The 24,811-nt window shown below is 70.2% G+C and carries 26 protein-coding genes; 3 read left to right on the top strand and 23 right to left on the bottom strand.

Annotated features, from left to right (window positions below):
• Positions 1–18: 18 nt before the first annotated feature.
• The 9 genes from ACRC20_RS07420 to ACRC20_RS07380 form a co-directional block, all read right to left on the bottom strand.
• The gene (locus ACRC20_RS07420; protein WP_438685721.1) at positions 19–1,275 is read right to left on the bottom strand and encodes an MFS transporter; all 1,257 of its coding nucleotides are present in this window, start codon (positions 1,273–1,275) and stop codon (positions 19–21) included.
• A gap of 104 nt (positions 1,276–1,379) precedes the next feature.
• Positions 1,380–1,874 (bottom strand): hypothetical protein, encoded by a 495-nt coding sequence (locus tag ACRC20_RS07415; protein WP_438685720.1) that lies wholly within the window; start codon positions 1,872–1,874, stop codon positions 1,380–1,382.
• 61 nt (positions 1,875–1,935) lie between these two features.
• On the bottom strand, positions 1,936–2,871 hold the full coding sequence (locus ACRC20_RS07410) for a hypothetical protein (protein WP_438685719.1): 936 nt from the start codon (positions 2,869–2,871) through the stop codon (positions 1,936–1,938).
• A gap of 14 nt (positions 2,872–2,885) precedes the next feature.
• Positions 2,886–3,902 (bottom strand): YdcF family protein, encoded by a 1,017-nt coding sequence (locus ACRC20_RS07405; protein WP_438685718.1) that lies wholly within the window; start codon positions 3,900–3,902, stop codon positions 2,886–2,888.
• A 101-nt stretch (positions 3,903–4,003) separates the two neighbouring features.
• Positions 4,004–5,203: an ABC transporter permease gene (locus tag ACRC20_RS07400; RefSeq protein ID WP_438685717.1), complete on the bottom strand. Its 1,200-nt coding sequence runs from the start codon at positions 5,201–5,203 to the stop codon at positions 4,004–4,006.
• On the bottom strand, positions 5,200–6,267 hold the full coding sequence (locus tag ACRC20_RS07395) for an ABC transporter permease (RefSeq protein ID WP_438685716.1): 1,068 nt from the start codon (positions 6,265–6,267) through the stop codon (positions 5,200–5,202). Before ACRC20_RS07395 ends, ACRC20_RS07400 begins: the two co-directional genes overlap by 4 nt.
• Positions 6,264–7,796, bottom strand: a complete 1,533-nt coding sequence (locus ACRC20_RS07390) for an ABC transporter ATP-binding protein (protein ID WP_438685715.1) — start codon at positions 7,794–7,796, stop codon at positions 6,264–6,266. Before ACRC20_RS07390 ends, ACRC20_RS07395 begins: the two co-directional genes overlap by 4 nt.
• Positions 7,793–8,944 (bottom strand): BMP family lipoprotein, encoded by a 1,152-nt coding sequence (locus tag ACRC20_RS07385; RefSeq protein ID WP_438685714.1) that lies wholly within the window; start codon positions 8,942–8,944, stop codon positions 7,793–7,795. Before ACRC20_RS07385 ends, ACRC20_RS07390 begins: the two co-directional genes overlap by 4 nt.
• Before the next feature lies 1 nt (position 8,945).
• Positions 8,946–9,266: a hypothetical protein gene (locus ACRC20_RS07380; protein ID WP_438685713.1), complete on the bottom strand. Its 321-nt coding sequence runs from the start codon at positions 9,264–9,266 to the stop codon at positions 8,946–8,948.
• A 26-nt stretch (positions 9,267–9,292) separates the two neighbouring features.
• Between ACRC20_RS07380 and ACRC20_RS07375 the strand changes: the two genes are divergently transcribed.
• Entirely contained in the window at positions 9,293–10,258 is a 966-nt protein-coding gene (locus tag ACRC20_RS07375) for a quinone oxidoreductase family protein (protein WP_438685738.1), read from the top strand.
• A 123-nt stretch (positions 10,259–10,381) separates the two neighbouring features.
• Here the strand turns inward: ACRC20_RS07375 and ACRC20_RS07370 are convergent, their stop codons facing one another.
• The 9 genes from ACRC20_RS07370 to ACRC20_RS07330 form a co-directional block, all read right to left on the bottom strand.
• On the bottom strand, positions 10,382–11,128 hold the full coding sequence (locus tag ACRC20_RS07370; protein WP_438685712.1) for a dienelactone hydrolase family protein: 747 nt from the start codon (positions 11,126–11,128) through the stop codon (positions 10,382–10,384).
• Positions 11,010–12,635 carry a ComEC/Rec2 family competence protein gene (locus ACRC20_RS07365; protein ID WP_438685711.1) on the bottom strand — a complete coding sequence of 542 codons (1,626 nt, stop codon included), beginning with the start codon at positions 12,633–12,635 and terminating at the stop codon, positions 11,010–11,012. Before ACRC20_RS07365 ends, ACRC20_RS07370 begins: the two co-directional genes overlap by 119 nt.
• A complete protein-coding gene (locus ACRC20_RS07360; protein WP_438685710.1) occupies positions 12,632–13,453 on the bottom strand; it encodes a helix-hairpin-helix domain-containing protein in 822 nt (273 codons plus the stop codon). The genes ACRC20_RS07365 and ACRC20_RS07360 overlap by 4 nt, the downstream gene beginning before the upstream one ends.
• Before the next feature lie 104 nt (positions 13,454–13,557).
• On the bottom strand, positions 13,558–14,397 hold the full coding sequence (locus ACRC20_RS07355) for a DegV family protein (protein ID WP_438685709.1): 840 nt from the start codon (positions 14,395–14,397) through the stop codon (positions 13,558–13,560).
• A complete protein-coding gene (gene octT / locus ACRC20_RS07350) occupies positions 14,394–15,110 on the bottom strand; it encodes a diglucosylglycerate octanoyltransferase (RefSeq protein ID WP_438685708.1) in 717 nt (238 codons plus the stop codon). Before octT ends, ACRC20_RS07355 begins: the two co-directional genes overlap by 4 nt.
• Complete coding sequence (locus ACRC20_RS07345; protein ID WP_438685707.1) at positions 15,103–15,765, bottom strand: histidine phosphatase family protein; 663 nt, start codon at positions 15,763–15,765, stop codon at positions 15,103–15,105. Before ACRC20_RS07345 ends, octT begins: the two co-directional genes overlap by 8 nt.
• A complete protein-coding gene (gene rsfS / locus ACRC20_RS07340) occupies positions 15,762–16,193 on the bottom strand; it encodes a ribosome silencing factor (RefSeq protein WP_438685706.1) in 432 nt (143 codons plus the stop codon). Before rsfS ends, ACRC20_RS07345 begins: the two co-directional genes overlap by 4 nt.
• A complete protein-coding gene (gene nadD, locus ACRC20_RS07335; protein ID WP_438685705.1) occupies positions 16,190–16,885 on the bottom strand; it encodes a nicotinate-nucleotide adenylyltransferase in 696 nt (231 codons plus the stop codon). The genes rsfS and nadD overlap by 4 nt, the downstream gene beginning before the upstream one ends.
• A 26-nt stretch (positions 16,886–16,911) precedes the next feature.
• On the bottom strand, positions 16,912–18,297 hold the full coding sequence (locus ACRC20_RS07330; RefSeq protein WP_438685704.1) for an MFS transporter: 1,386 nt from the start codon (positions 18,295–18,297) through the stop codon (positions 16,912–16,914).
• Positions 18,298–18,359: 62 nt separating this feature from the next.
• On the opposite strand from ACRC20_RS07330, the gene soxR reads away from it, so the two are divergent.
• Positions 18,360–18,818, top strand: coding sequence for a redox-sensitive transcriptional activator SoxR (gene soxR, locus ACRC20_RS07325; RefSeq protein WP_438685703.1), 459 nt, complete (start codon positions 18,360–18,362; stop codon positions 18,816–18,818).
• A 111-nt stretch (positions 18,819–18,929) separates the two neighbouring features.
• Entirely contained in the window at positions 18,930–19,634 is a 705-nt protein-coding gene (locus tag ACRC20_RS07320) for an SAM-dependent methyltransferase (protein WP_438685702.1), read from the top strand.
• Positions 19,635–19,673: 39 nt separating this feature from the next.
• Here ACRC20_RS07320 and ACRC20_RS07315 read toward each other — a convergent pair whose 3' ends face one another.
• From ACRC20_RS07315 to ACRC20_RS07295, 5 genes are all read right to left on the bottom strand, one after another.
• Positions 19,674–21,218, bottom strand: a complete 1,545-nt coding sequence (locus tag ACRC20_RS07315) for a vWA domain-containing protein (protein ID WP_438685701.1) — start codon at positions 21,216–21,218, stop codon at positions 19,674–19,676.
• Positions 21,219–21,220: 2 nt separating this feature from the next.
• On the bottom strand, positions 21,221–22,111 hold the full coding sequence (locus ACRC20_RS07310; protein WP_438685700.1) for an AAA family ATPase: 891 nt from the start codon (positions 22,109–22,111) through the stop codon (positions 21,221–21,223).
• Positions 22,108–23,400: a glutamate-5-semialdehyde dehydrogenase gene (locus ACRC20_RS07305; RefSeq protein WP_438685699.1), complete on the bottom strand. Its 1,293-nt coding sequence runs from the start codon at positions 23,398–23,400 to the stop codon at positions 22,108–22,110. Before ACRC20_RS07305 ends, ACRC20_RS07310 begins: the two co-directional genes overlap by 4 nt.
• A gap of 74 nt (positions 23,401–23,474) precedes the next feature.
• A complete protein-coding gene (locus tag ACRC20_RS07300) occupies positions 23,475–23,795 on the bottom strand; it encodes a DUF2218 domain-containing protein (RefSeq protein WP_438685698.1) in 321 nt (106 codons plus the stop codon).
• Between the two features lie 90 nt (positions 23,796–23,885).
• Positions 23,886–24,746: a metal-dependent hydrolase gene (locus tag ACRC20_RS07295; protein ID WP_438685697.1), complete on the bottom strand. Its 861-nt coding sequence runs from the start codon at positions 24,744–24,746 to the stop codon at positions 23,886–23,888.
• Positions 24,747–24,811: the final 65 nt, after the last annotated feature.

Genomic DNA, 24,811 nt, shown 5'->3' with positions numbered 1-24,811 from the left:
CAACAGCGACGGCCGCCCTCACCGGGCGGCCGTCGCTGTTTCCGGGCCCACTGTTTCAGCGTCCCGCGCGCCGTGCTCCAAATGCCGCACCGCCGGGAGGAGGAGCGGCCACGCCGCCATCGCGCACCACAGCGCCGCGCCGACCCACAGATAGCGCGAGAAGCCGACAAGGTCCGCCAGCGGCAACGCGACGACTTGGCCGAGCGGCATCGCGATCCACGAGCCCAGCGCGTCGAACGAGGCCACCCGGGAGAGCTTCTCGGCGGGAACATGCTCCTGCATCGAGGTGTCCCATGCGACGCCGAACACGCTGAACGCGACCCCGGCGACGAAGCTCGCTGCCAAAAGCCAGCCCAGCCCGGCGCCGAGGGCCATCGGGATCAGCGGCAACGGGGTCGCCACCAGGCAGAGCTGCCCGAGGCGCATGAGCCGCACGACCTGCAGCCGGTAGAGCAGCAGGCTTCCGACCAGGAACCCCGCCGCCTCCGCCCCGAGCACTACGCCCCAGCCCTGCGCGCCGAAGCTCCGCTCGGCGATCACCGGGCCGATCACGCCCCACGCTCCCGCCTGCACGAAGACGAGCACGGCGAAGCCGACGACCACTGCCCAGATCCACGTGTGCTTGCGGAACTCCTCGTACCCCTCGCGCAGCTCGGCGAACACCCCGGGGCGGCGTTCCGAGTCGACCTGGGGAAGGTGGAGGCGCGCGAGGCAGAACGCGGCGACGAGATAGCAGCCCGCGTCGACCGCGAGCGCCCAGCCGCCGCCCGCCGTGACGACGAGGAGCCCGCCGAGGCTCGGCCCGAGGATCGTCGCGACTTGACGGGTGGAGCCGAGGAGCGCGTTGGCCTGTTTGACTTGGCCCTCGGGCGCCACTTGGCCGATCATGCCGTAGACGCCGGGGCCGGTGAGGGCGGTGAGCGCGCCGTTGAGCGCCTCGGTCGCGAGGATGGCGACGAGGTCGAAATTCCCCGTGACCAGGATCGCGGCGGCGATCCCTTGGGTGATGGCCGCGCCGAGGTGTCCGACCAGCACCACTTTGTCCCTTGGGTAGCGGTCCGAGAGCACGCCGCCGAACAGGACCAGCAAGACCAGTGCCAGGCTCCGCGCCGCGAGCACGAGGCCGAGGTCGCTGTTGTGGTGCGAGGCCTCGAGCACCGCGAAAGCGAGCGCGATCGGTGCGGCGTTGCCGCCGAAGAGCGAGGCCGAGCGCGCCGCGAAGAACCACCGGAACTTCGCGGACGACAACGGCCCCTGGCTGTTCGCAACGCGCATAGCGGACATTCTGCCGAAGACCACCGACGCCGCGCGAGCGGTTTTTCTACGTCCGCCCTCGGCCCACTCGTACATGACGTGCGTCGGGGCAGGCGCTCAACCTCCTACAAGCCGCCGTCCGGCCACAAGAGAGCCGCCTGCAGCTGCACCGCCGTCAACTGGTCGAGGACCCCGCTCCCGGCCTGCGCGTCGCCGACGTGGAACACCTGGCGGCCGTGGCTCTCGTCGTGCTCGAACGAGCCCGTTATCACCGCCAAGGAGCCTGTCGCAGGCGCGTCCTGCCGAAACCAGGCGTCGAACGGTTCGCCCGTCTCGTAGTCGCGCACACGAGCGTCTGACCCATGCTTGGTGGATTTCTGTATGTGCTCGACCACGACGAGCCGCCTTCCCGGGAGGGCCGCGCTCTGCCGCATCTGAGCCAATCGTTGGCCGAATTGGGCGAGATCCGGCGGGGTCGTGCGCCGTTTCTTGAAGATCATCCGCCACACTCCGACGAGTCCCACCGCGAAGACGAAGACCACCGTGCCTGCGCACAGGATCCTCCCGAGGACACGACCAGCTTGGTACGCGGTGTCTGGACTCGCCAGTATTTCATTCACATAAGAATCGTAGCAAGCGCTACCGGACCCGGAGAGACGAGCGCGCTGCGGGGACCTCGGCTCACTCGTATACGACGTACATCGGAGCAGGCGCCAGGCCGAGCACGTCCTGCGGCGACATGAGCACGCCGCCGGTCTGCACGTCCTCGTCGTAGAACAGTTTGAAGCCAGGCGCCACATGGTCCGGCTTGGTGGCCATGAGCAGGTCCCAGGAGTAGCGCTTGTCCTTCGGCCTGCCGATGCCGTCGACGGATTTCACGACGGCGACCCCGTCATGACGGCGCAGATCCCCCTCGCTGGTGACCACCGACGGCGCGACCTGGTGGTAGACGAGCACTTTCTCGGGCAAGGCGTTCGCGGCGACGAGGTCCGCGAGATACGCGGCGACCGCGTCGATGTCCCCGCCGGTGGTGGTCCCGAACTGGTCGCCGGGCTGCCCTTGGGCCACCGACCACTCCGGGTCGAGCGCGAGCCCGACCTCTGGCTCGAGGAGGAACCGCTCGTACGCCTTGGCCTCGTCGAGGAACGACGCGCGCCCGGGCTGGATGTTCAAGAGCAAAAGGCCGCCCACGCTGCGCGCGGCGGCGAGATACGCGGCGACGACCTCGTCCGATTGCCGGATCCGGAACTTGCCGTCCGCGCCGGGCGAGCTCGTCACCACGGTGGCGATGAGCTCGAGCACCGGCAATGCCGGTGTGCCGCCGGGGGCGGCGTACGGGGCGATCTGGCCCAGCATGCGCTGCGCTGCCTGCGCCACGCTCGCAGGCAGCAGCTCGGGGTTCATGTCCCCGGTGAGCCTGCCCAAAGCTGTGCCGCCGGGCGCGCCGCACCAACCGACGAGCCGCGAGCCCGGGAACACAGTCCGCTGCCCGTTCGGCAAGAGCCCCGGCCCCCGGGCCGGGCTCTGCCTCGCAGGCGACGCCCCGCCTTCCGTGCACGCGGCTGCGGCGAAGGCCGCCGCAGCGACCAACACCGTCCTGCGCGTGCACCGGTCCATGCGCGGAACCCGCGTCACATGCCTGGACGGACGACGCTGAAGCTGTCGCGGTAGATGGCGCGCAGCTCCCAGTCCTCCGGGTCGGCCTCCTCGTCGTAACCAGCCTGGGCCGGGTCCACGCTCGCCACCGACGTGAGCGTGAATCCCGGCGGCAGGACCGGGCCCGCCGCGAGTTCGAACAGGGCGCCCGCCCGTCGCACATGGTTCGCCGAAGTGACGATCACCACATGCGAAGGCTGGAGCGACTGCAAGATCGACGCGCTGAACAACGCGTTCTGCACGGTGCTCGCGGAACGGTCCTCTTTATGGACGCGGCTCGGGTCCACGCCCTGCGCGACGAGCCAGTCTGCCATGGCGTCCGCCTCGGTCAGGCCGTTCTGCGGCTTGCCGCCCGTGACGACGATCGGCGCGGACGGGTCCGCATGGGCCACGTCGAGAGTCTTGCGCAGACGGTCGACCAGCACCTGCGGCATCGTCCCGTCCGGGTGCAGCCCCGCGCCGAGCGTCACGATCGCTGTTTCGGAGCCTTGGAGGGATTCTTGCCCGGGCAGCTCTTCGGTGATCTGCGCGCTCGTCTGGTTGTGGATCGCCGAGAGCATCCGGTCGAGGTCCGCGCCGCGCGCCGGGTCCGCCTCTTCGAGCTTGCTCTTGTAGCGGTCCGCGTCGTCCTCGTTGCCGAGGAAGGTCGACCAGCCAACGAGGTACATCAGCGCGGTCGAATCCTGCGGGCTGGCCTCGACGATGCCCCGGTAGTCCTCCACTGCCCCGGCCACGTCGCGCGCCCGGATCGCGGCAGACGCGGCGGAGAAGAGCGACCTCGTGCTCTGCGGCGCGCCGACCTGCTCCGCGGCGCATTCCTGCGCGCCTGCCTTGTCGTCATGGCGCTGCGGATCGCGATCGGCGCAGCTGGAGTCGGCCCCCTGCGCGGGAGCCGCGAGGGCGCCGGGAACGAGGGCCGCATCGAGGAAGGGCAGCACGAGCGCGAGCGCGCACACCGTCAAGGGCGCCGTGCGCCCGCTGTACGAAGCCAAAGGTCCTCCTGGATGAATGCGGCTGCCGAGAGACGAAATCACAGAAAGATTACGACTTGATGGAGGATCTGTCTTCCTCGGGTGGCTGTGGCCTCGAGAACTCAGTGGCCCGGAGCTTCTGTCTCCCCCAACGCGGCGGGCGGGCGCAAGCGGCTCGCGCCGATCGCGAGGACCATCAGCGTCAAGATATGCGGGAGGTAGTCGGTGAACTCGCTCGGCAGCTCCGAGGTGAACCAGTAGAGGCACCAGAGGCAGGCGGCTATCCCCGCTGTCACAAGCCCAGCCGTGCGCTGGCCCCGCGACAAACGCGCGGCGGCGATCACGGCCAGCACCAGGACCGCGCCGTACAGGAAGGCCCCGACCACCCACGCAGGCGTGGAGAGGCGCAGGCCGTCGGCGTAGCCGAAGAGCGCGGAGGCGCCGAGCAGGCCGCCAGGGCGCCAGTTCCCGAAAATCATCGCGGCGAGGCCGATATAGCCCCGGCCGCCGGTCTGCCCCTCGCTGTAGCCGATCTGCCCCGGCGCGACCACCAGCGCCGCCCCGCCGAGCCCGGCCAAGCCGCCAGAGATCAGCAAGGCCACGTACTGGCGCGAGCGCACCTTGACCCCCAGCGAAGCCGCCGCCGCGGGGTTCTCCCCGCAGGCGCGCAGCCGCAGGCCGAACCTCGTCCGCCACAGAATCCAGAAGCTCAGCGGGACCAGGGCGAGGCCGCCGACCGTGAGCACCGAGAGCCCGCTGGTCAGCCCGCCGACGACGCCCGCGAGATCGCTCACGAGAAACCAGTGCCGGTCGGCGAGCGACTGGCACCAGTCGGGCACGAGCGGCAGGTCGAAGGAGCGCAGCGTCTCGACCGGGGGCGATTCGCGCGGGTTCTTCGACTTCGGGAAGAACACAAGGTTCGCGAGGTACTTCGTGGCTCCCGCCCCGAGCAGGTTGATCGCCACGCCGGAGACGATGTGGTTCACCCGGAACGTGACCGTGGCGAGGGCGTGCAGCGCCCCGCCCGCCGCGCCGAAGAGCGCCGCGACGAGGAGCCCGAACAAAGGCCCGCACTCCAACGAGCCCCAGGCGGCGCCCCAGGTGCCGAGGATCATCATGCCTTCGAGCCCGATGTTGACCACGCCGGAGCGCTCCGCCCACAGGCCGCCGAGCGCGGCGAGGGCGATGGGGATGGCGAGGGCGACCCCGGTGCGGACCACTCCGGGGCTGGTCAAGTCGTATGCCTTGGTGAGCGCGGTGATCGCCGAGACCAGGAGCGCCACAAGGGCGACCGGCAGCGCCCGCCTCATCGTCGTGCTCATGCCGCCCCCACCGCGGCCCGCACCCGGCGCTGGGCCTGCGCCGCTTCGAACCGCCTGGCCAGCTCGTACGCGACCACCACGGCGAGGACCGCAGTCCCCTGCAGGATCAGCACGATCTCCTTCGGCACCGACACCGCGTCCAACGCCACGGCGGATTTGTCCAAAAACGCCCATAAGAGCGCTCCTGCCGCGATGCCGAGGGGATGGCCCCGCCCGATCAGCGCGACCGCGATCCCGGTGAACCCGTATCCCGCGGTGGACGTGACGAGATAGCTGTGGTCGCGGCTGGTGAGCTCGGGCAGCGCGGCGAGCCCGGCGACTGCGCCGGAGAGGACCATCGCCGTCACGATCATCCGCTTCGCGTCGACCCCGCCCGCCTGGGCCGCCGACGCGGACTCGCCGCTGGCGAGGAGCTCGAAGCCGAAGCGCGTGCGCGACAGCACCGTCCAATAGCCCGCGCCCGCCACGACGGCGAGGAGCACAAGCCCGAAGATCTTCCCGGAGCCGAACTCGAAGCTCCCCACCCAGCCGTCCGACGGAATCTCCTTGGTGCCGATGTTGTTCCCGTTGAGCACGCCCCAGCCCTGCTCGCCCGCCATATACGCCACGATCCCCACGGCCACCGCGTTGAGCATGATCGAGCTGATCACCTCGTGCACGCCCCGGAACACTTTCAAGAGGGCCGGGATCGCGGCGTACGCGCCGCCGACTGCCATCGCGACGAGCACGATGAGCAGGACGCGCATGCCAGGCGGCGCGGGCAGCTCGGCTCCGGCGACGGCGGCGGCAACGGCGGCCACCCGGTACTGCCCCTCGACTCCGATGTTGAACAAGCCCATCTTGAAGCCGAGCGAGGCGGCGACCGCGATGAGCGCGTACGCCGCCGCCGCGTTCACGATGTCGCACAGCACGGCCTGGTCCCGCAGCTGGCGCAGCATCGTGCCCGCGACGAAGAGGGGGTCTTTGCCGCTGACCACGAGGATCAGCGCGGCGAGGACCAACGCGAGGAGCACCGCGCCCAACGGCGCGTAGAGCGCGGCGAGCCATTTGAGCCTGCTTCTCATTCGGCGGCCCCCGTCATCGCCTCGCCGAGCTCGCCCGCCGTGACCGTCCTTGGGTCGGCCTCGGCGACGATCCGCCCGCAATGCAGCACGACGATCCGGTCCGAGAGGGCGAGGAGCTCGTCGAGATCCGCCGAGATCAAGAGGACGGCGAGCCCCGCCTCTTGCGCCTCGCGGATCTTGCCCCACAAAAGGCTCTGCGCCCCGACGTCGACGCCACGGGTCGGCTGGGCAGCGACAAGCAGCACCGGGTCGTCCGACAGCTCCCTGCCCATGATGAATTTCTGCTGGTTGCCGCCGGAGAGCGCGCCGATCGGCGTCCCGACTCCGGGCGCGCGCACGTCGAAGGACTTCCGGATCGTCTCCGCCTGGGCTTTCGCGTCGCCGATGGCGAGCCACTGGCCTCGGGCCAGACGCGATTGGAAGCCGAGCACCCGGTTGCGCCACAGGCTTTGCTCCAACAACAGCGAATGCCGGTGCCGGTCCTCGGCGACGTATCCGACGCCGGCCTCGCGCCGCCGCAACACCGAGAGCCCCGCGAGCGAGAGCGCCTCCCCCGCTCGCCCGCGCAGCTCCAGCGTGCCCGCCGAGGGCTGGCGCATCCCGAGGACCACCTCGGCCAGCGCCGTCTGGCCGTTGCCCTCCACGCCCGCGACGCCGAGGATCTCGCCCTCGCGGATCGTCAAATCCACCTCGGCGAGCTCGGACCGATTGCCCTCCCCCGCGACGGAGACTCCGGCCAGCCGGAGCACCGGCCTGCCGGGCTCCCTGCTCGCGTCGGGCCTGGAGAGGTCTGGGATCGAGCCGACGATGAGCTCGGCCAGCTGCGCGTTCGTGACAGTCTTCGGGTCGACGGTGGCGACGGTCTTCCCCCGGCGGATGACCGTCACCGTGTCGGCGACGGCGCGCACCTCGCCGAGCTTGTGCGAGATGAATAGGAAGGTGTACCCCTCCGCCTTCATCCCGCGCAGCACCTCGAAGAGGGCCTCCGCCTCGGAGGGGGCGAGCACTGCCGTCGGCTCGTCCAAAATGATGATCCGGGCCCCGCGGTAGAGCACCTTGAGGATCTCCACCCGTTGCCGGTCCGCCACGCCGAGCTCGTCCACCTGCGCGTCGACGTCGACGTGCAGGCCGGAGCCCTCGGCGAGCGCGCGGAGGAACGACCGGGCCTTCGCCCCGATCCCATGGCGCGACTCCGCCCCCAGCACCACGTTCTCCAGCACGGTCAGGTTCTCGGCGAGCATGAAATGCTGGTGGACCATGCCGATCCCCGCCTCGATGGCCTGCGCCGGAGAGTGGAACTTGACCTCTTCCCCGTGCACCTCGATGGTCCCCTCGTCGGGTTTGACCATGCCGTAGAGGATTTTCATCAGGGTGGACTTGCCCGCCCCGTTCTCGCCGCAGATCGCGTGCACTTCCCCGGCCCGGACCGTGAGCGCGACGGCGTCGTTCGCGACCACGCCGGGATAGCGCTTGACGATCCCTGCCAAACGCAGGACGGCAGTGCAGGCTCGCGGCGGTTCGAGGCTCATTCGCGCAGCTCCGAACGAGTGGTGGCGACATGGGTCCGACCGCTGACGATAGCTGCCCGGTACGCGTCGAGGACCGGTTTGAGATCGTCGATCCCGCCCCCCGAAGCGGCCAGGTCCACACCGCCAAGCGCGAGGTCGAACCGGCTCGGGAACGAGGCGAGCTGGCCGGAGGCCGTCGCCCGCAAGTACTCGTAGACCGCGACGTCGACACGCTTGACCACCGACGTGATGACGCTGAGCCGCGCGTCGCCCAAGTTCTGCTGCTCGTGTTGGTCCGAGTCGACGCCGATGGCGAGCTTCCCCGCGGCGTGCACCGCTTGGATCACGCCTTTGCCAGAGGCCCCGGACGCGTGGTAGACGACGTCCGCGCCTCGGCCCAGCTCCCCGTTCGCGGTGATGCGTCCTTTCGCCGGGTCTTGGAACCCGGAGTTGTCGCCCGCAGGCGAAAGGTATTTGCGCTCGATGACGATCCCCGGCGCGGCGGCCCTCGCCCCTTGGACGAAACCCGCCTCGAACTTGTGGATGAGCGGGTTGTCCACCCCGCCGACGAATCCGATATGGCAGGTTTTGCTTTTATAGGCGGCGACGACGCCCGCGAGGAACGAGGCCTGCTCCTCGGCGAACTCGATGGACCTGACGTTCGGCCCTGGTACTTCCGCGTCGACGATGGCGAACTGCGTGTTCGGGAAATGCGGCGCGACGGTCGCGAGCCTCGGGGCGTACACGAACCCGACCGCGACGATCGAGGTGTAGCCGTCCTCCGCCAACCGGACCAGGCGTGCTTCCTTGTCCGACTCGCCTTCCCCAGAGCTCGGCGAGCGCTCGGCGCGGTTCTCCGGACGCAGCCCCAGCTGGTCCACCGCCCGGTCCAGGCCCGCGACGGCGGCGTCGTTGAACGAGGCGTCCCCCCGACCGCCGATGTCGAAGGCCAGCCCGACCTTCAACCGGCTTCCGTCGACCTTCGCCTGGTCTCTAGCCGCGACGGACGCGACCGCAGCCCCGTCCGGAGGCTGCGCGAGCTTGCACGGCTCGGCCTTGCCCGACCCACCGCCCGGTGGAGGCTTCACGCAGCTGGTCAGCGCCGAGACCGCGCAGACCAGCACGAGCGAAGCCGTCAGAGCGGCGCGGAAACACCCCCCGCCGCCCATGTCAGGTGTTCGCGACCCAGCCGGCCATCTTCCGCGCGTGGCCGGGAGCAGGCGTTGCGGTGCTGACGAGCTCGCGGGTCCATTCCTCCGCCTCTTCGAGCCCGTCCACGGCGGCGACGACGGCCTTCGCCGCCGACATGCTCCGGACCACCTCGTCGCCGAGGACGCCGTCCTTTCCGATCAGGGTGATACGCACCCCAGCCTGGCCGATGTTCTGCAACAAAACGTTGCCGGAGCCGCCGTGGGCGGCGAGGAAAGCGCGCACGGCCTTCACAGCGCCGCTGGGCGCTTTGCCGAGCTGTTCAGCTGGAGTTTCGCTCATGTTGGAGAATGTACCGCATGAGCACAATGCGCGCGATCCAAGTCACCAAGACCGGCGGCCCCGAGGTCCTCGAACTGGTGGAGGCTGCCACGCCCGAGCCGGGCGCGGGCCAGGTGCTGATCAAAGTCGAGGCGGTCGGCGTGAACTTCATCGACACCTACCAGCGCTCCGGCGCGTACCAGATCCCGTTGCCCTTCACCCTCGGCAACGAGGGGGCGGGCACCGTGGCGGCCGTCGGCCCCGACGCGGCCGAGTTCTCAGTCGGCGACCGCGTGGCGTGGACCGGGTCGCTCGGCGGGTACGCCCAGTACGCCGCCGTGCCGGAGAAGAACATCGTGCGCCTGCCGGACGGGATCGATTTCGCGACCGCCGCCGCCTCCTTGCTCAAAGGGCTCACCGCGCATTACTTGCTCTGGTCGAGCCACGACGCGCAACCGGGCGAGAGCATCCTCGTCCATGCGGGCGCGGGCGGCGTCGGGCTCATCCTCACGCAGTGGGCGGTCGCGAAGGGCGTCCGCGTCATCACCACGGCGGGCACCCCGGAGAAGGCCGAGCTGTCCCGGCAAGCGGGGGCCTCGCATGTGCTGGGCTACGAGGAGGACATCGCGGCGAGGGTCCGCGAGCTCACCGGCGGAGAAGGCGTCGCCGCCGTCTACGACGGGGTCGGCAAGAGCACATTCGACGCGAGCCTCGCCGCCACCCGGATCCGGGGCTCCCTGGTGCTCTTCGGCGCGGCGAGCGGACCAGTGCCCCCGTTCGAGCTGCAACGGCTCAACGCGGGCGGCTCGTTGTTCGTCACCCGCCCGACGCTCGCGCACCATTTGCGCGATCGCGCCGAGACGAACTGGCGTTCCGAGGCGCTCTTCTCCGCCATCGAGCGCGGCGTGGTCAAGATCAGCGTGACCGAGCGCTACCCGCTCGCGGAAGCCGCGACGGCGCATCGAGATCTCGAAGGACGGCGCACCACCGGATCCGTGGTCCTCATCCCCTGATATGGCTCCCTTGCCATACCCTACGACCCTGACCAGGGCTTTCTCCTCTGACTAGGATCGGGGGGTTACCCTAGTCATGCCCCGGTCAGGGGAGGGAGCGGCTGATTCGGGGGAGGATAGCCGCTATTTCGATGGTAGCAAATGCTCTTCGAAAAAGTTGAAGACCCGACGCCAGGAATCCTCCGCGCTCTCATGCGAATAGCCGAACCCGACCACTCGCGCCATCGCTCCGTACGGCTGTGGAAGTTGGTTGGCGAACGAGTGCCCGGCTTCCTCGTACACCTTCACGTCGTGCGGGACCCCGTGCCGGGCAAAGGCCTGCTCCAACACGGGCCCCGCGTTCTTCCCGAGGAGGGGATCGCGTCGGCCCAAGCTCGCCACGACAGGACACGAGTGCTCCAGCAACGCTTCGTATCCCTTGGGCAGCTTCCCCCGAGTTATCGCGGACGGGTAGAACGGCGCGGACACGTCGAAGGTCTGCTTCGGAGAGAAGAGCAGCGCGAACCCGCCGCCCATGCAGAACCCGGTGATCGCGGTGCGCCCGTTGCAGCCCGGTTGGGCGACGAGCGCCTCGCGGACCGCCGCGATGTCGTCGAACGCGGTCCCCTCGCCCGTGAGCATCGCCCGCATCGTGGAGAGCAAGCACTTGCGTGCCCCGCCCCGTGCGTAAAGGTTCGGGAGGGCGACGAGATAACCCTGGTCAGCGACTCGCTGCGCGAGTTTGCGGGTGTCCTGGCCGAGGCCGATCGCGTCATGGACCATGACCACGCCGGGGACGGGGCCTTGCGGCGGTGTTGCCGAGGCGAACAGCTCGACGGACAGCGCGCCCGCTGGAGCCTGCACGTCGAAGGTGGATGATGCCGAGGCCATACAGCGACTCTCTTTCGTGGAACCGTGTTCTCCGTCTCCAGAGCCACAGTACTCCAGCGGCCATGAGCGATATACCAGAGGCTATAGCGAACCCGGAGAAGCCCGATCCGGTGCGGACGGTTCCGTATGGACACGCGGAGGCCGTCTTCGCGACGGCAACGAGCCATGCCGTCGGCACTCCCGCGAAACGGACGACCACGCCGCCGAACGGCTCCCACAGCGCGCTCGCCGCCACGCCCGCACAACCGAGGACCGTCGCCAACCCGACAACCGGCTCGACGACGACGTTCGCGGCCAAAGCGACCAGGCTGGCCTTGCCCGTGAGCGCCGCGACCACCGGAGCCGTCGCCACATGGGCAGCCGCGCTCGCTGCGAGCGCCCCGGCGAGCACGGACGGCGCCCCTTTGGCAGTCAGCGCCTCCTGCCACCGAGGCGCGAGGATCAGCAGGGCTCCGGTGGCGAGGACCGAGAGGACGAATCCGTAGTCCACCGCCAACGCGGGGTCGACGACGAGCAGCGCGACAACGGCGACCACCAACGCGTGGCCCGCCTGCCGCCGCCGCCCGGCGAACAACGCGACGAGGCCCAAGGCCCCCATCGCCGCCGCGCGCAGCACGCTCGGAGAAGGGCGCACCAAGAAGACGAGGCCGACCAGCGCCGCGAGCACGAGCACGGCGGACAGCCGAGGTCCTGCCCCGACGGACCGCAACGCGAACAACAGCGCGCCGAGGACGATCGCGAAATTCGCCCCGGACACCACCATGAGGTGGGTGAGCCCGGCGTCCTGGAACTCGTCTTTCAGCTTCCCCGAGATCCGGGAGCTGTCGCCGAGCACAACGGCGGGCAATATCTTGGCCTCGTCTTCCGCCAGCACTCGCTCGCACACGGCGGCGAACCGAACCCGCAATCCTCCCGTCGTCCGAGCCGCCCAGGAGACCGGGCCGACCGATTGCGGCGGCCCGAGCGCGGTCAACGACGCGACGGCGAGGTCGTGGCGGCGCGGCGGAGCCGCCTTCGCCCGGAACGTGACGGTTTGCCATGGGGACAGGGACTCGTACTGCGCCCTCGGCGCGAGCACGGCAACGGCTGCTCCGCCCCATGGCGACCGCAGCCGCGCCGGGACCAGCACGCGGTTTCCTCGCACCGGCCGAGGATCGTCGGTCGTCCACACGGTCACGAGAAGCTCGGCGCGCTCCCCCGTCCGCGCGAGCCGTGCGAGGGGATGGGACTCCGCCTCGTGCGCCCTCGCGGCGGACAGTGCCGAGGACGCCGCGAAAAGGACCAGCGCGGCGAGGCCCCAGCGCGGACACCGGGCGAGGAGATCGGCCTGCCCCCTCGGCTGCGCGGACCGCATGGCCGTCGCGGCGAGGACGATCAAAACTGTCGCGGCGAGGGCGGCGGCGACCGCCCCAACGCGCCACCCGAGCCCGACGGCGAGCGCCGCGCCCGCCCAGGCGCCCGCAGCCGGGGCGATCTGCGCCGGACCGAGCCGAGCCGGGCCGATCACAGGCGGAGATAGGGACGGAGCTTCTTCAACCGGCCCGCGCCGACTTGTTTGACCTTGGCCAGCTCGTCGAGGCTGCGGATCCGGCCGTGCGACGCGCGGTACTGGACGATGGCGCGGGCGATGCCTTTGCCGATCCCCGGGACGGCGTCCAGCTCCGCCTCCGTCGCCGTGTTGACGCTCGTCGGCGCGCGCTTGGGATGCGGCCCGCCCGGCTGGCGGTTCCCGCCGCATTCGCAACGGCTGTCCGTGCTCGGGGCCTGCTTCGCGGCCGGGGCCCGCCGCGCAGGAGAGGCAGGAGGGGCAGCCTGCGCTTGGGGCAGAGCCGGGGTGACCGGAGTCGCCGCAGCGCCGACCACGACTTGGTCCCCGTCCTCCAGCCGCTGCGCCAGGTTCAGCTCCGAAGCCTCCGCCTCAGGGCTCAGACCGCCTGCCGCTTCGAGGGCGTCGGACACTCGGGCTCCTGGGGCCAGCCGGGCCAGGCCGGGACGGCGCACCGCCCCGACAACGCTCACCACGATTTCGCGAGCCTCCGTCGCCAGCGGCAGTTCGGCGGCCGGGGCTGTCGGCGGGACGACGCTCGGCAGGACGGGGTATGCCGCGGCTTTCGAGTCGTCCCTGGTCGCGCCGAAGACGACGAAGCCCAATGCGACGAAGCCGACCAGGCACAGCGCGGCGGCGATCGCGGCGCGACCAGACCACCACGGAGCGCTGGGCGGCGGGCCTTCGAACTCCTCGTCCTCGTACTCCTCCTCGCGCCCGCGCTTCCCCGCGAGACCAGGGCCTCCCCACTCTTCTTCGAACACGTCGTGTTTGCTCATGGCTTCGACGCTAGGGCCGCCGCGACGTCGCCATGGGCCGTCTGACGAGAATGTGGACAACGGTTTTCCGTTCTCCACAAGTGTTCAGAGACTTGGCCGGCGGCTCAGAGGCTTGTGGCCGGAATTCCGGTGAGGATGAGGGCCCCCACTCCCACATGCGCCCCGAGCACCCGGTTGACCGGGCCGATGTCGACTTTCCCCGCCACTTGGAGCCGGTCGGCCAACGCTTCCGCCAAACGCTCCGCGTGCTCTTCGGCCTGTTGGTGGCGGATGGCCACCGAGGTCTCGCCGTCCCCGAAATGCGCCCGGGCGAGCTCCACGAGCTTGTCGAGGGCCCGGGAACGGGTTCGGGTCCGCTCGGCGACGTGCAACTTCCCGTCCGAGAGCCCCAGGACGGGGCGGATCGAGAGCGCCGTGCCGACGAGCCAGGTCGTGCGCGGGATCCGCCCGCTGCGCCGCAGCCAGTCCAACCGGTCCGCGTAGCCCCAGGTCGCCGCCGAGGCCGCAGCCGCGCGAGCATGCTCGGCCACCTCGTCGAGCGCCGCGCCGCGCGAGGCCGCGCGGGCTGCGGCGAGCGCCGCGAACCCCACCCCCATCGCCGTTTGCCGCGAGTCCACCACGACGACCCCTGGCCCGGATCGCCGAGCGGCGGCCTGCGCGGACGCGACGGTCGCGGACAAGGCTCCGGAGAGGTGCACCGCCACCACGCCGTCGCCCGAGCTCTCCGCCAACGCCTCCGCGTAGAGGGCCGCGAGCTCTTCCTCGTTCGCGCCGGATGTCGACAGGCCCGGCCGCGACAACCAGTCCTCGCCAAGGCTGTCGTCGTCTTCGGGGATCGCCCGCCCGTCCAGCAGCAGGTGCAACGCGGCTTGGCGCACCCCGTGCGCGACGAGCTGGTCCGGGCTCAAGCAGCTGGCGGAGTCGGTGACCACCTGCACGGTCATGCGCCTGCCCCCCGAAGCGCGCCCAGCATCGCGGCGGCCACCCGCTCATGCCCCTCGAACCCCCAATGGATCCCGTCCGGATTGCCCCGGCCTGCGAGCACATGCTCGCCGACCGCCGCTTTGAGGTCCACGAGAGGGAGTTGGTGGCTTGCCGCCCACGCCGAGAGCGACGCCGCGGTCTTGGCCCGTCCTCGGTGCACCTTCGCGTAGCTCGGCGCGCGATGGACGGAGGGCAAGGTCGCGACGACCGGCAGATCGGGACGCAGCGCCCTGATCGAGGAACGGATCTCTTCCTGGTACTCGACGGTGAGCCGGGCGGGCAGCGCGATGGGCCAGCCCAGCGGCGCAAGCCTCGGCTGCGCCCATTGGTACGCCTCGCGCACCCGTCTGCGCAGCGCAGGCGGACGGATGTAGCGCATCGACTCGCGCAGGCCGGTCGGCAACGGCGACGGCAGCGTGTCCATGCCGCACACGGCGATGACCAGCGCCCCCGCCTTGGGCAATGCGGCCCAGGCCCTCGGGTCTTTGATCAGCGCCCAGTAGGCCTCCCTGCTGGTCCATCCGATCTGCGCGACCAGTTCGAGCCGCCAGCCGAGCTCGGCCGCCACCAGGTTCGGCCAGATGCGGGGATCATCCGCGGGCAGCCCGCCGTTCGGGCCGAAATACGACAACGAGTCGGCGAGGACGAGCAGCGTCCGCGTCGGCTCAGGCATCGCCGTCAGGAGCGGCGCCCGAGTCGTCCTCGGGCGATTGGTTGGCCGCGACGCGGAGCCAGCGCCCTTCGTCGGGAAGCCAGCGCAGCTCGTGCCATGCCCCGTTGTCCAAGCCCCTGACCTGCATCCACTCGGCGAGCGGCAGTTCGAGGAGTGCTGCGGTGAGCCCGCCGATCACGCCCGCGTGCGCGACGAGGACCACCGGGCGCCCCGGCTCGTCGCCCCAGAGCGAGAATTGCTCGCGCAGCTCGTCGACCAGCGCCAACGCGCGGGCCCCCACCTGCACCCGGGTTTCACCGCCCGGCGGCGCGTACGTCGGGTCCGCCCGCCATTCCTCCACCGCGCCCGGATGGGTCTCCTCGACCTCCGCAGGCGTGCGCCCCTCCCATTGGCCGAGGTCGGTCTCCCGCAGCCGGGTGTCCACGCGCAGCTCCACGCCGCTGGCCTCGGTCAGCGCCTGGGCCGTTTGACGTGCCCGGACGAGGTCGGAGGTGACGATGAGCAGCGGCTCGCGCTTGGCGAGCTCCTGCGCCGACCGAGCCGCCTGCGCCTGGCCGGTCGCGTTGAGGTCCGGGTCCAAATGCCCTTGCATGCGGCCGCTGAAATTGAAGTCGGTCTGTCCGTGGCGGAGCAGGACGAGAGTCAGCTCGCTCATTCTTCCTCGGCTCCCTGGCTGTCCTCGTCGGCCTCGGCCTGGCTGTTCCGCAGGGGGGAGCCGTCGGCGGCTCCGGCGGCGAGCTCGATCTTCGGGCAGTCCTTCCACAACCGGTCGAGGCTGTAGAACTCGCGCTCGTCCCGGTGCTGCACGTGCACCACGACGTCGATGGCGTCGAGCAGCGCCCACCGGCCGGAGCGCTCGCCTTCCCGCCGGACCACCCTGTGGCCCGCGCGGCGCACCGCCTCGTCGACGGCTTCGACGATGGCGTTCACATGCCGCTCGTTGGGAGCCGAGGCGATGACGAAGCAATCTGTGATCGCCAGCCGCTCGGAGACGTCGATGATCACCACGTCGCTCGCGAGCTTGTCCTCCGCCGCCGCAGCGGCGATCTTTGCGAGGTCGACCGCTTCGGGGGTAGCCGTCATGTCTTGTCCTTCTTCTCTCTCGGTCGATAGAGCTGATGCTTGCCGATGTATTGCACCACGCCGTCGGGGACGAGGTACCAAATCGGGCGGCCGCCGCGCGACCGCTCTCTGCAGTTTGTCGAGGAGATCGCGAGCGCGGGCACCTCGACCAGGGTCACCGAGCCTTCCGGCAGCCCGGCGAGCCGGTCGCCGAACGCCTCCAAGGACAGCTCGTAGCCGGGACGGGAAACTCCGACGAACTTCGCGAGCTCGAACAGCTCTTCCCAGCGCTGCCAGGTCAAGATGTTCGCGAGCGCGTCCGCGCCCGTGATGAAGAAGAATTCGGCTTCCGGGTATTTGCGGCGCAGATCACGGAGCGTGTCGATGGTGTAGGTGTCCCCCGGGCGGTCGATGTCCACCCGGCTCACCGAGAAGCTCGGGTTGGCAGCGGTGGCGATGACCGTCATCAGATAGCGGTGCTCCGCCTCGGTGACCCCCCTGCCGCCGATGTCGGCGGCGGGCGGCTTCCCGGTCGTCTTCTGCCACGGCCTGCCGCTCGGGACGAACAACACCTCGTCGAGGCCGAACAGGTCCGACACCTCGCTCGCCGCGACCAGGTGCCCGTGGTGGATCGGGTCGAATGTCCCGCCCATCACGCCTAATCGCAGTGTGCGGCTCGGCGCAGGCGTGTCTGGCGCTGGCGTCGATGGCATTGCGCAACGGTATCAGAAATCGCTGATCAGATCTGCCCACGCGCATCCGGAGGTCGGCGGATGGCGCGCAGGACCGCGAAGAACCCGATCAGCCCGAGCGGGGCCGTCCCGAAGAAGAGGGAGCGCGCCGCGAGCTGGTACCCGGGCCCCGCGAGGTTGACGAGCAATCCCGCGAAGGCGGCCCCGAACGTCCCCGTGACCAACTGCGCGACCGAGATCCCCGCAGCGGCCTTCGCGCCTTCGACGGGGTCCCGGGCCGAGCGCATCGCGAGCACGGCAAGATGCGGCCACGCGATCCCGACGCCGAAGCCCGCGACCAGCACGGCGGCTCCGAACGCGAACCGGGCCGACGACAGGTGCAGCGATCCCGCGACCGCGAGCGAGCAGGCGGTCACGAACGGGCCGGCGACGAGCACGGCGCGCACGCGCCGCTCGCCTGCCACCGAGACGCTGGAGAATTCGCCGAGCGTCCAGCCGACCGCGAACAACGCCCCGAAGAATCCCGACGCGAGCGGCGAGAGCCCGCCGAGCCGCTGGCCGAAGAGGGGGATGAAGATCTCGACCGCCGTCGCGGCGGTGAGCACGCCGATGGCGAGGTAGACCCACGGCAGTGCGGAGCCGCGCGCGTACGCGGTGGGCGGGAACACCCCGTGCTCCGCGCGGGAGTCGGCCCAGAAGAAGCCTGCCAACAGCGCTGCCGCCGTCCCGAGCGCAAGCGCGAGCGCGAGCTTGGACGGCGCGGCGCTCGCCACGCTTGCGGCGAGCGCCGCGCCCGTGAGCGCGGCAAGCGACAACGGCGACGGCAGTCCCCCCGGTTTCTGCGCCCGGCGGCTTTCGGGGAAGGCGAACGGCGTGGCGGCGGCGGTGAGCACGGTGACAACAAGCAGCGCGAGGAACGCCCACCGCCAGGCGTGCGCCTGCGCGAACAGCCCGCCCGCCGCCGGGCCGAGAAAGGTTCCGACCCCCCACATCGCAGAGACCAGCCCCGACGCGTACGTCCAGAGGTGCTCGGGCAGCGCCGAGTTGATCGTGGCGTAGCCGAGCCCGGACAGCAGGCCGCCGCCAAGGCCCTGGACCGCTCTGCCGAGCAGCATCTCGGGCATGGTGTGGCTGCTGGCGCAGACGAGCGTCCCGAGCCCGAACAGGGCGAGGGCCGCCAAATACGAGTTCCTCGGCCCCCACGCTCCGGCCAGCGCCCCGACCGATGTCACCGAGAGGACCGAGCTGATCAGGAACGCGGTCGCGGTCCACGCGTAGTAGCGCTCCCCGCCGATCTCGGCGACCGCGCTGGGCAGGAGGCTCGCGGTGAGATAGACGTTGACGGCGTAGAGCGCGATCCCCGCCGCGAGGACGAACGCGGCCGGGGCATGTTTTTTGCCGAGCAGCTCCCGCCAGGAACCCGTCTGTTGCATGGGTCTAGCCTAAATGTTCAAGCGGGCTTGAGGTCAAGGCGATTTTGCGAGGAGGGCGGGACGTGCCGTCTGCCAAATACCAGCTGCTCACCATCGGCGAGGTGGCCGAACGGACCGGGGCCGCCGTGTCCGCGCTGCGCTATTACGAATCGCTCGGCCTGATCCGGTCGACCCGCACGGCGGGCAATCAGCGCCGATTCCCCCGGCACGTGCTCCGCCGGGTTTCGATCATCTTGGTCGCGGGCAGGTTCGGCATCGCGCTCTCCGAGGTCGCCGAAGTGTTCGCATGCCTGCCCGAGGACCGCAGCCCGACCCGCGCCGACTGGCGCAGAATCGCGACGAAGTGGCACGACAAGCTCGAGGCCCGGCGGAGCGCGATCGAGCGGATGCAGGCGGAGCTCACCGGCTGCATCGGCTGCGGCTGCCTGTCGCTCAAGAGCTGCGCCACGTTGAACTGGGGCGACGAGTTGGCGACGCGCGGCCCAGGACCGAGACGGCTGCCCGACTCCTGCCTCCGGTAAAGTGATTTATATCACTTTACCCTCCCGGGCTTCGGCATCTCGGCGTAGGGTTTTATGTGTCAATATTCCTGACATTCAGGGAAGGCGAAAGCCAGAAAGCGAGGAGCTCTCATGAGCGACGTGAACCAAGTGATGCAATGGGACGACGTCTACCGGGGCGAGTCCGACCGGATCGCCGGGGAGCCCCCGTGGAACATCGGCGAGCCGCAGCCGGAGATCAACGCGCTCATCGAGTCCGGCGAGATCGCGGGGACAGTCCTCGACGCGGGCTGCGGGCACGCGGAGACCTCCCTCAAGCTCGCCGCCCTCGGGCACACCGTCGTTGGGCTCGACCTCTCCCCCGCGGCCATCGCCGCCGCCGCCAAAGCCGCGCAGGAGCGCGGGCTGGCGGACCGGGCCAGCTACGAAGTCGCGGACATCAGCTCCTTCACCGGCTACGACGGGCGCTTCGACACCATTGTCGACTCCACCCTCTTCCACTCGTTGCCCGTCGAGCTGCGCGACGGCTACCTGTCCTCAGCCGCGCGAGCGGGCGCGCCAGGCGCGAAATATGTCGTGCTTGTCTTCGACAAGAGCGCGTTCTCCTACCTGCCGGAGGGCACCCCCGGGCCGAACGGCGTGGACGAGCCGGAGCTGCGCGCGGCGGTCTCGAAGCATTGGGCGATCGATGAGATCCGGCCCGCCTTCATCCATGCGAACTTGGACCCCGCCCAGCTCAAGGACATCCCCGAAGGCGTGGCGCTCCCGGACTTCGGCCGCGACGAGAAGGGCCGCGTCAAATCCCCGGCCTGGCTGTTGCGCGCGCACAAGGCCTGACGCACAAGGCCTGAGCCGATCACGCCGCTCGGGCCGTCGTCATTTGTTGGCGAGGAGGAGTTTGCCGATAAACTCCGCGAGCTGGCGGCCGTTGCGGCACTCGTGCATCGGCAGGACGCTCTGGTAGCGGTCGGCCTCCGAGTCGCCGCTCCCCCAGCCCTTCTCCGACTCAGGGTTCAGCCAATGCGCGTGCTTCACCTTGCTCGTGATCTCGCGCAGGGCGTCCAGGTTCGGGTCGAGGTAGTTCGTCCGCCCGTCCCCGAGGATCAGGAGCGAGGTGTTTCGGGTGAGCGAGTCCTCGAAACGCTCGATGAAAAGGCCGAAGGCCCTGCCGTAGTCCGAGTGCCCCGACGGCCCCGCCACGTCCGCCTCGGTGAGCGCCCGCCGGACCATCTCGGCGAGGTCCGCAGACTCGACGAACAACTGCGTGATCTCGTCGATCCGGTCCACGAAGGCAAAGGCGCGCACCCGCGAGAAGCGCTCGCGCAGCGCGTGCACCAAGAGCAGCGTGAACTGGCTGAACGACGCGACCGACCCGGAGACGTCGCAGAGGACCACGAGGTCCGGGCGCTTGGGCCGGGGTTTTTTCTGCACCAGCTTCACCGGCACCCCGGCGGTCGCGTGCGCGCGGTGCAGGGTCTTGCGCAGATCGATCCGCTGCCCCGCGCCCGCCCGCCTCGGCTGGGCGAGCCGGTTCGCGAGCAGGCGCGCGAGGGTGACGATCTCCCGGCGCATCACCATGAGCTCGGCGTTCGTCGCCTGCTGGACGTTGAGGACGGAGAGCGGCGGGCGGACCGAGTACGTCGCGACCCGCTGGCGGCCTTGGACCTCCGCGACCCTGCGGCTGGTCTCCTGCCGGATCTCGTCCTCGAGCCGCGCCACGCGCTGCCGGGCGTCCGCCTCCGCGATGCTCCGGCTGCTCCCTCCGGGGTCGCCTGCTCCGACGAGGAGTCCGTGGACGAGCCGCTCGACGAGGCCGTCGAGCTGGAGGCGACGAGTGGCCTGGTAGGCGGAGAACGAGTCGCCCCGCGAGGACTGGTACCGGCCGAGGCGGTCGACGATAGCGGCCACCAGCTGGCCGAGCCTGCGCTGGGCCTGCGGCGAGTCGTCCGCCATGAGCTCGGCGAGCATGTCGTTGAGCGCGGCCTGGACGATCTCCCCCTCGGCGTCGAGCGGCAGCTCGACCGCGTCGTCGCCGCCCTCGCCAAGGCCTTCTCGCTCGGGGAACCACAGCTCGAAGAGCCCGTCGAAGATCCGCCGGTGCTCCGAGCGCTGCAAAAGCGTGGCCGCGAGGGCTTCGCGCAGCTGCTCGCGGTCGAGGAGGTCGATCACCGACATCGCCTGTCCCGCGTCGATGACCTGGGAGGGGCTCACGCCGACCTCCGCGTCCCGCAGCGCCTCGACGAGGCTCACCATCCGCTCGCTCACCCCGTCCAGCGGCGAGGGGCGGGGCGGGGCGGGCTCGGAAATCGCGGCGGGCCGCTCCCGGTCGGACGGTTTCTCGTTGGCCGACAGCTTTTCGATCTGACGCTCCGCAGCTTTGCGCAGCGTGGGGAAGTCGGGCAGCCGGAAGCGCGAGGACATCGCTACAGTTTCAGCTCTTGCCGGGCGAGGTCGTGGTCGCCCCGGTGCTTGAGCACGGCCCCGAGGCTCGCAGCGATCGTCTTGTCGGACAGTTTGGAGGCGTCGCCCTGGCCGAGCGCGATGAGCGTGCGCGCCCAGTCGATACTCTCGGCCACCGACGGCGGCTTCTTCAGGCTCAGGCCCCGCAGCACGCCGACCACGCGGATCAGCTGCTCCGCCATCGCGGGGCGCAGCTGCGGCACCCGCTCGGCGAGGATCTCCCGCTCCAGGTGCGGATCGGGGAAGTCGATGTGCAGGAAGAGGCAGCGGCGTTTGAGCGCCTCGGAGAGCTCCCGGCTCGCGTTCGAGGTGAGCAGGGTGAAGGGGCGGCGGATCGACTCGATCGGGCCGAGCTCGGGGATGGTGATGGCGAAGTCGGAGAGCACCTCCAACAGCAGGCCCTCCACCTCGACGTCCGCCTTGTCGATCTCGTCGATGAGCAGGGTCGTCGGCCCGGTCTGGCGGATCGCGGTCAACAGCGGCCGTTCCAAGAGGAACTCTTCGGTGAAGATGTCGCTCTTGGTGTCTTCCCAACCGACGTCCTTGCCGGTCTGCACCCGGAGGATCTGCATGGCGTAGTTCCACTCGTAGAGCACGCGGGACTCGTCCACGCCCTCGTAGCATTGCAGCCGCACGAACCGCGCGCCCGCCGCCTGCGCGACGGCCTTGGCGAGCTCGGTCTTGCCGACGCCCGCCGGGCCCTCCACCAAGAGCGGCTTGCCGAGCTGGTCCGCGAGGAAGACTGCCGTCGCCACGGCCTCGCTCGCGAGGTAGCCGGTCTGTTTGAGGCGCTCCCGCACGTCGGCGACGTCGGCGAAGAACGGTTGGATCTTCTGGTCTGTGGAAGTCGTCACGCGGACCTCACCTGGCCGTCTCCCCAGACCACCCATTTGGTGCTGGTGAGGGCGGGCAGTCCCATCGGGCCACGGGCGTGCAGCTTCTGGGTGGAGATGCCGATCTCCGCGCCGAGCCCGAACTGCTCGCCGTCGGTGAAAGCGGTGGAGGCGTTCACCATGACCGCCGCCGCGTCCACCCGTGCGGCGAACTCCTGCGCGGCGGCGAGGTCTTTGGTGACGATGGCCTCGGTGTGGCCGGTGCCCCATCGGTCGATATGGGCGACCGCGCCGTCCACGCCGTCCACCACCGCGAGCGCGATATCGAGGGACAAGTACTCCTCGGCCCAGTCCGTGTCGGTCGCGGGGACCAGGCCCTGGCCCGGAAGATCGGACTCCGAGCCGTGCACGGTCACGCCCGCCGCCCTGAGCGCCGCGAGGATCTTCGGCGCCGCCTCGGCGGCGATCGCCCGGTCCACCAGCACGGTCTCGGCGGTGTTGCAGACGCTCGGCCTGCGGGTCTTCGCGTTGACCAGTATGTCCACCGCCTTGTCGAGGTCTGCGGCGGCGTGGACGAAGACGTGGCAGTTGCCGACGCCGGTCTCGATGGCGGGCACGGTCGCCTGGGCGACGACGGCGTTGATGAGCCCCGCCCCGCCGCGCGGGATGATCACGTCCACCAGGCCCCGCGCTTGGGCGAGCGCGGTGACGCTCGCATGGCTGGCGCTGGGCAGCAGCTGCGCCGCGTCCTCGGGCAGCCCGCGCTCGGCGAGCGTCTCGCGAACGAGGGCGACGAGGGCCTCGTTGGAGCGGGCGGCCGAGGCGGAGCCCCGCAGCAGCACCGCGTTGCCCGATTTGAAAGCGAGCCCGAACCCGTCCACCGTGACGTTCGGCCGGGCCTCGTAGACAATGCCGACCACGCCGAGCGGCACCCGCTCCTGGCGCAGCTTCAAGCCGTTGGGCAGGGTGCGCCCGTCCACCACTTCGCCGACCGGGTCGGCGAGCGCGGCGACTTGGCGCAGCCCCGAGGCGACGCCCTCGATCCTGGCCGGAGTGAGGCGCAGCCGGTCTTTGAGGCTCTCGGACATGCCTGCCGAGGCTCCGGCCTCCTCGTCCAAAGCATTGGCAGCGAGGACGTCGTCCGTCCTGGCGACAATCTTCTCGGCGACGGCGAGCAGCGCCTCGTTCTTCTGCGCGGTGGACAGGAGCGCGAGTTGCCGCGAGGCGGCTTTGGCCCGACGGGCCAGCTCGCGCACCTCGTGCGCCACCGCCTCGTCAGAGGGGGCGACAGGGGGATGGACGGCGGTCACGGCTCAACGGTAGCACTTTGTTATGACGTTTCGAATAGAGCGCCCGGCTCCCCGGCCTGCGAGGTCCCACGAGATCACCGGGCCTCGCCGTCGCGCTCCCACGTCACGCTGAGCCCGTCCTGCTCGCCGAAGCGCACGAGGTGGCGGCCGACGACGTCTTCGAGGGCAGTCAGCGAGTCCTCGTCCGAGGCGACGACCCGCAGTTGCAACGAGTCCTCGGCGGCGGCGACAGTCGCCCTGCCGCCCGCCAGCTCGATCCACCCGGAGCCCGCGTCCGCGTCCCACTCGCCCCCGTGCTTGCGGCCGAGGTGCGCCACCAGCTGCTTGCCGTAGCGGTGGGAACGGTCTGTGGCCACTGCGGCGCGCGAGGCCGCCGTGTATGCCTGCTCTGTCATGGGACCTTCTTCCCTCGGAGCGCCCGAGGATCGGGGCGGAATTCGACTTCTGAACCCAGAATACCGACGACAGGCCGCGCGGCGGCCGGTTCAGCGGAGGTTGCCCGCCAGCACGCCTTCGCTTCCGAACAGCTCGGCGCCCCAATGCTGGAGCAGCTCGGCGTTGCCATGGTCGTCCGGGTGGAACCCCGGCCGCGTGTAGGACTTGATCCGCGCGACCACGTCCGGGCTGAAGAACGGGGACCTTCGCAGGTTGGCGATGCTGGCGGCCAGCCTGCGCGGGTTGTAGGCGGACCGGTCCCTGGCCAGGCTCAACGCCGTGCGCATGAAGGTGCCGCCGACAAACCCGACCGTGATGAACCGCATCGCGCGCACCCGCGTGCGCTCGCTCGTCCCGACCAAGCGCATCACGTCGAACGCCACCGAACGGTGCTCGGACTCCTCATAGGCGTGCCACAGCAGCATGCGGCGGACCTCGGTGTGGCCGAGCATCTCCTGCGCCCTCTCGTCCGTCAGGATCGTCTCCGCCAGAACGGCGGTGTAATGCTCCAAAGCGGCGGTGATCGCCAAGCAGAACCGCGCCGTGAACACTTTTTCGTACAGCTTCATCCCCCGGCGGACCATGCGGTCGACGCCGTGCGTGGGGTAGCCCATCTGTTGCAGCCGGTCGTTGAGCTCCCGGTGCTCGCGCCCGTGGGTCACCTCTTGGCCGATGAAGCCGCCCACCTGCTGCTTGAGCGCGGGGTCGACAACCTGGTCGGCGAAGCGGCGAACCGACCGGACGAAGAACTCCTCCCCCTCGGGGAAGACCGCCGACAACGAAGCCACCAAATGGCTCATCACGAGGTCGCCCTGGACGTAATGGCGCTCGAGCGAGCCTGCTGGATAGTGGAACTTGATCCGCCGCGTCTTGATCCGCTCGGGCCCCGCCGCTCCGCCATATGGTTCCATCGTCCGCCCTCTCGTCGTATGCCAATGACCTGGTGGTACTTGACAGTACCATCAGGCCTTGGTGA

The sequence above is a fragment of the Segniliparus sp. genome (assembly GCF_051660745.1).
Classification (GTDB): Bacteria; Actinomycetota; Actinomycetes; order Mycobacteriales; family Mycobacteriaceae; genus Segniliparus.
Note: the sequence above shows the minus strand (reverse complement) of the source record. Positions and strands in the feature narration are given on the sequence as shown.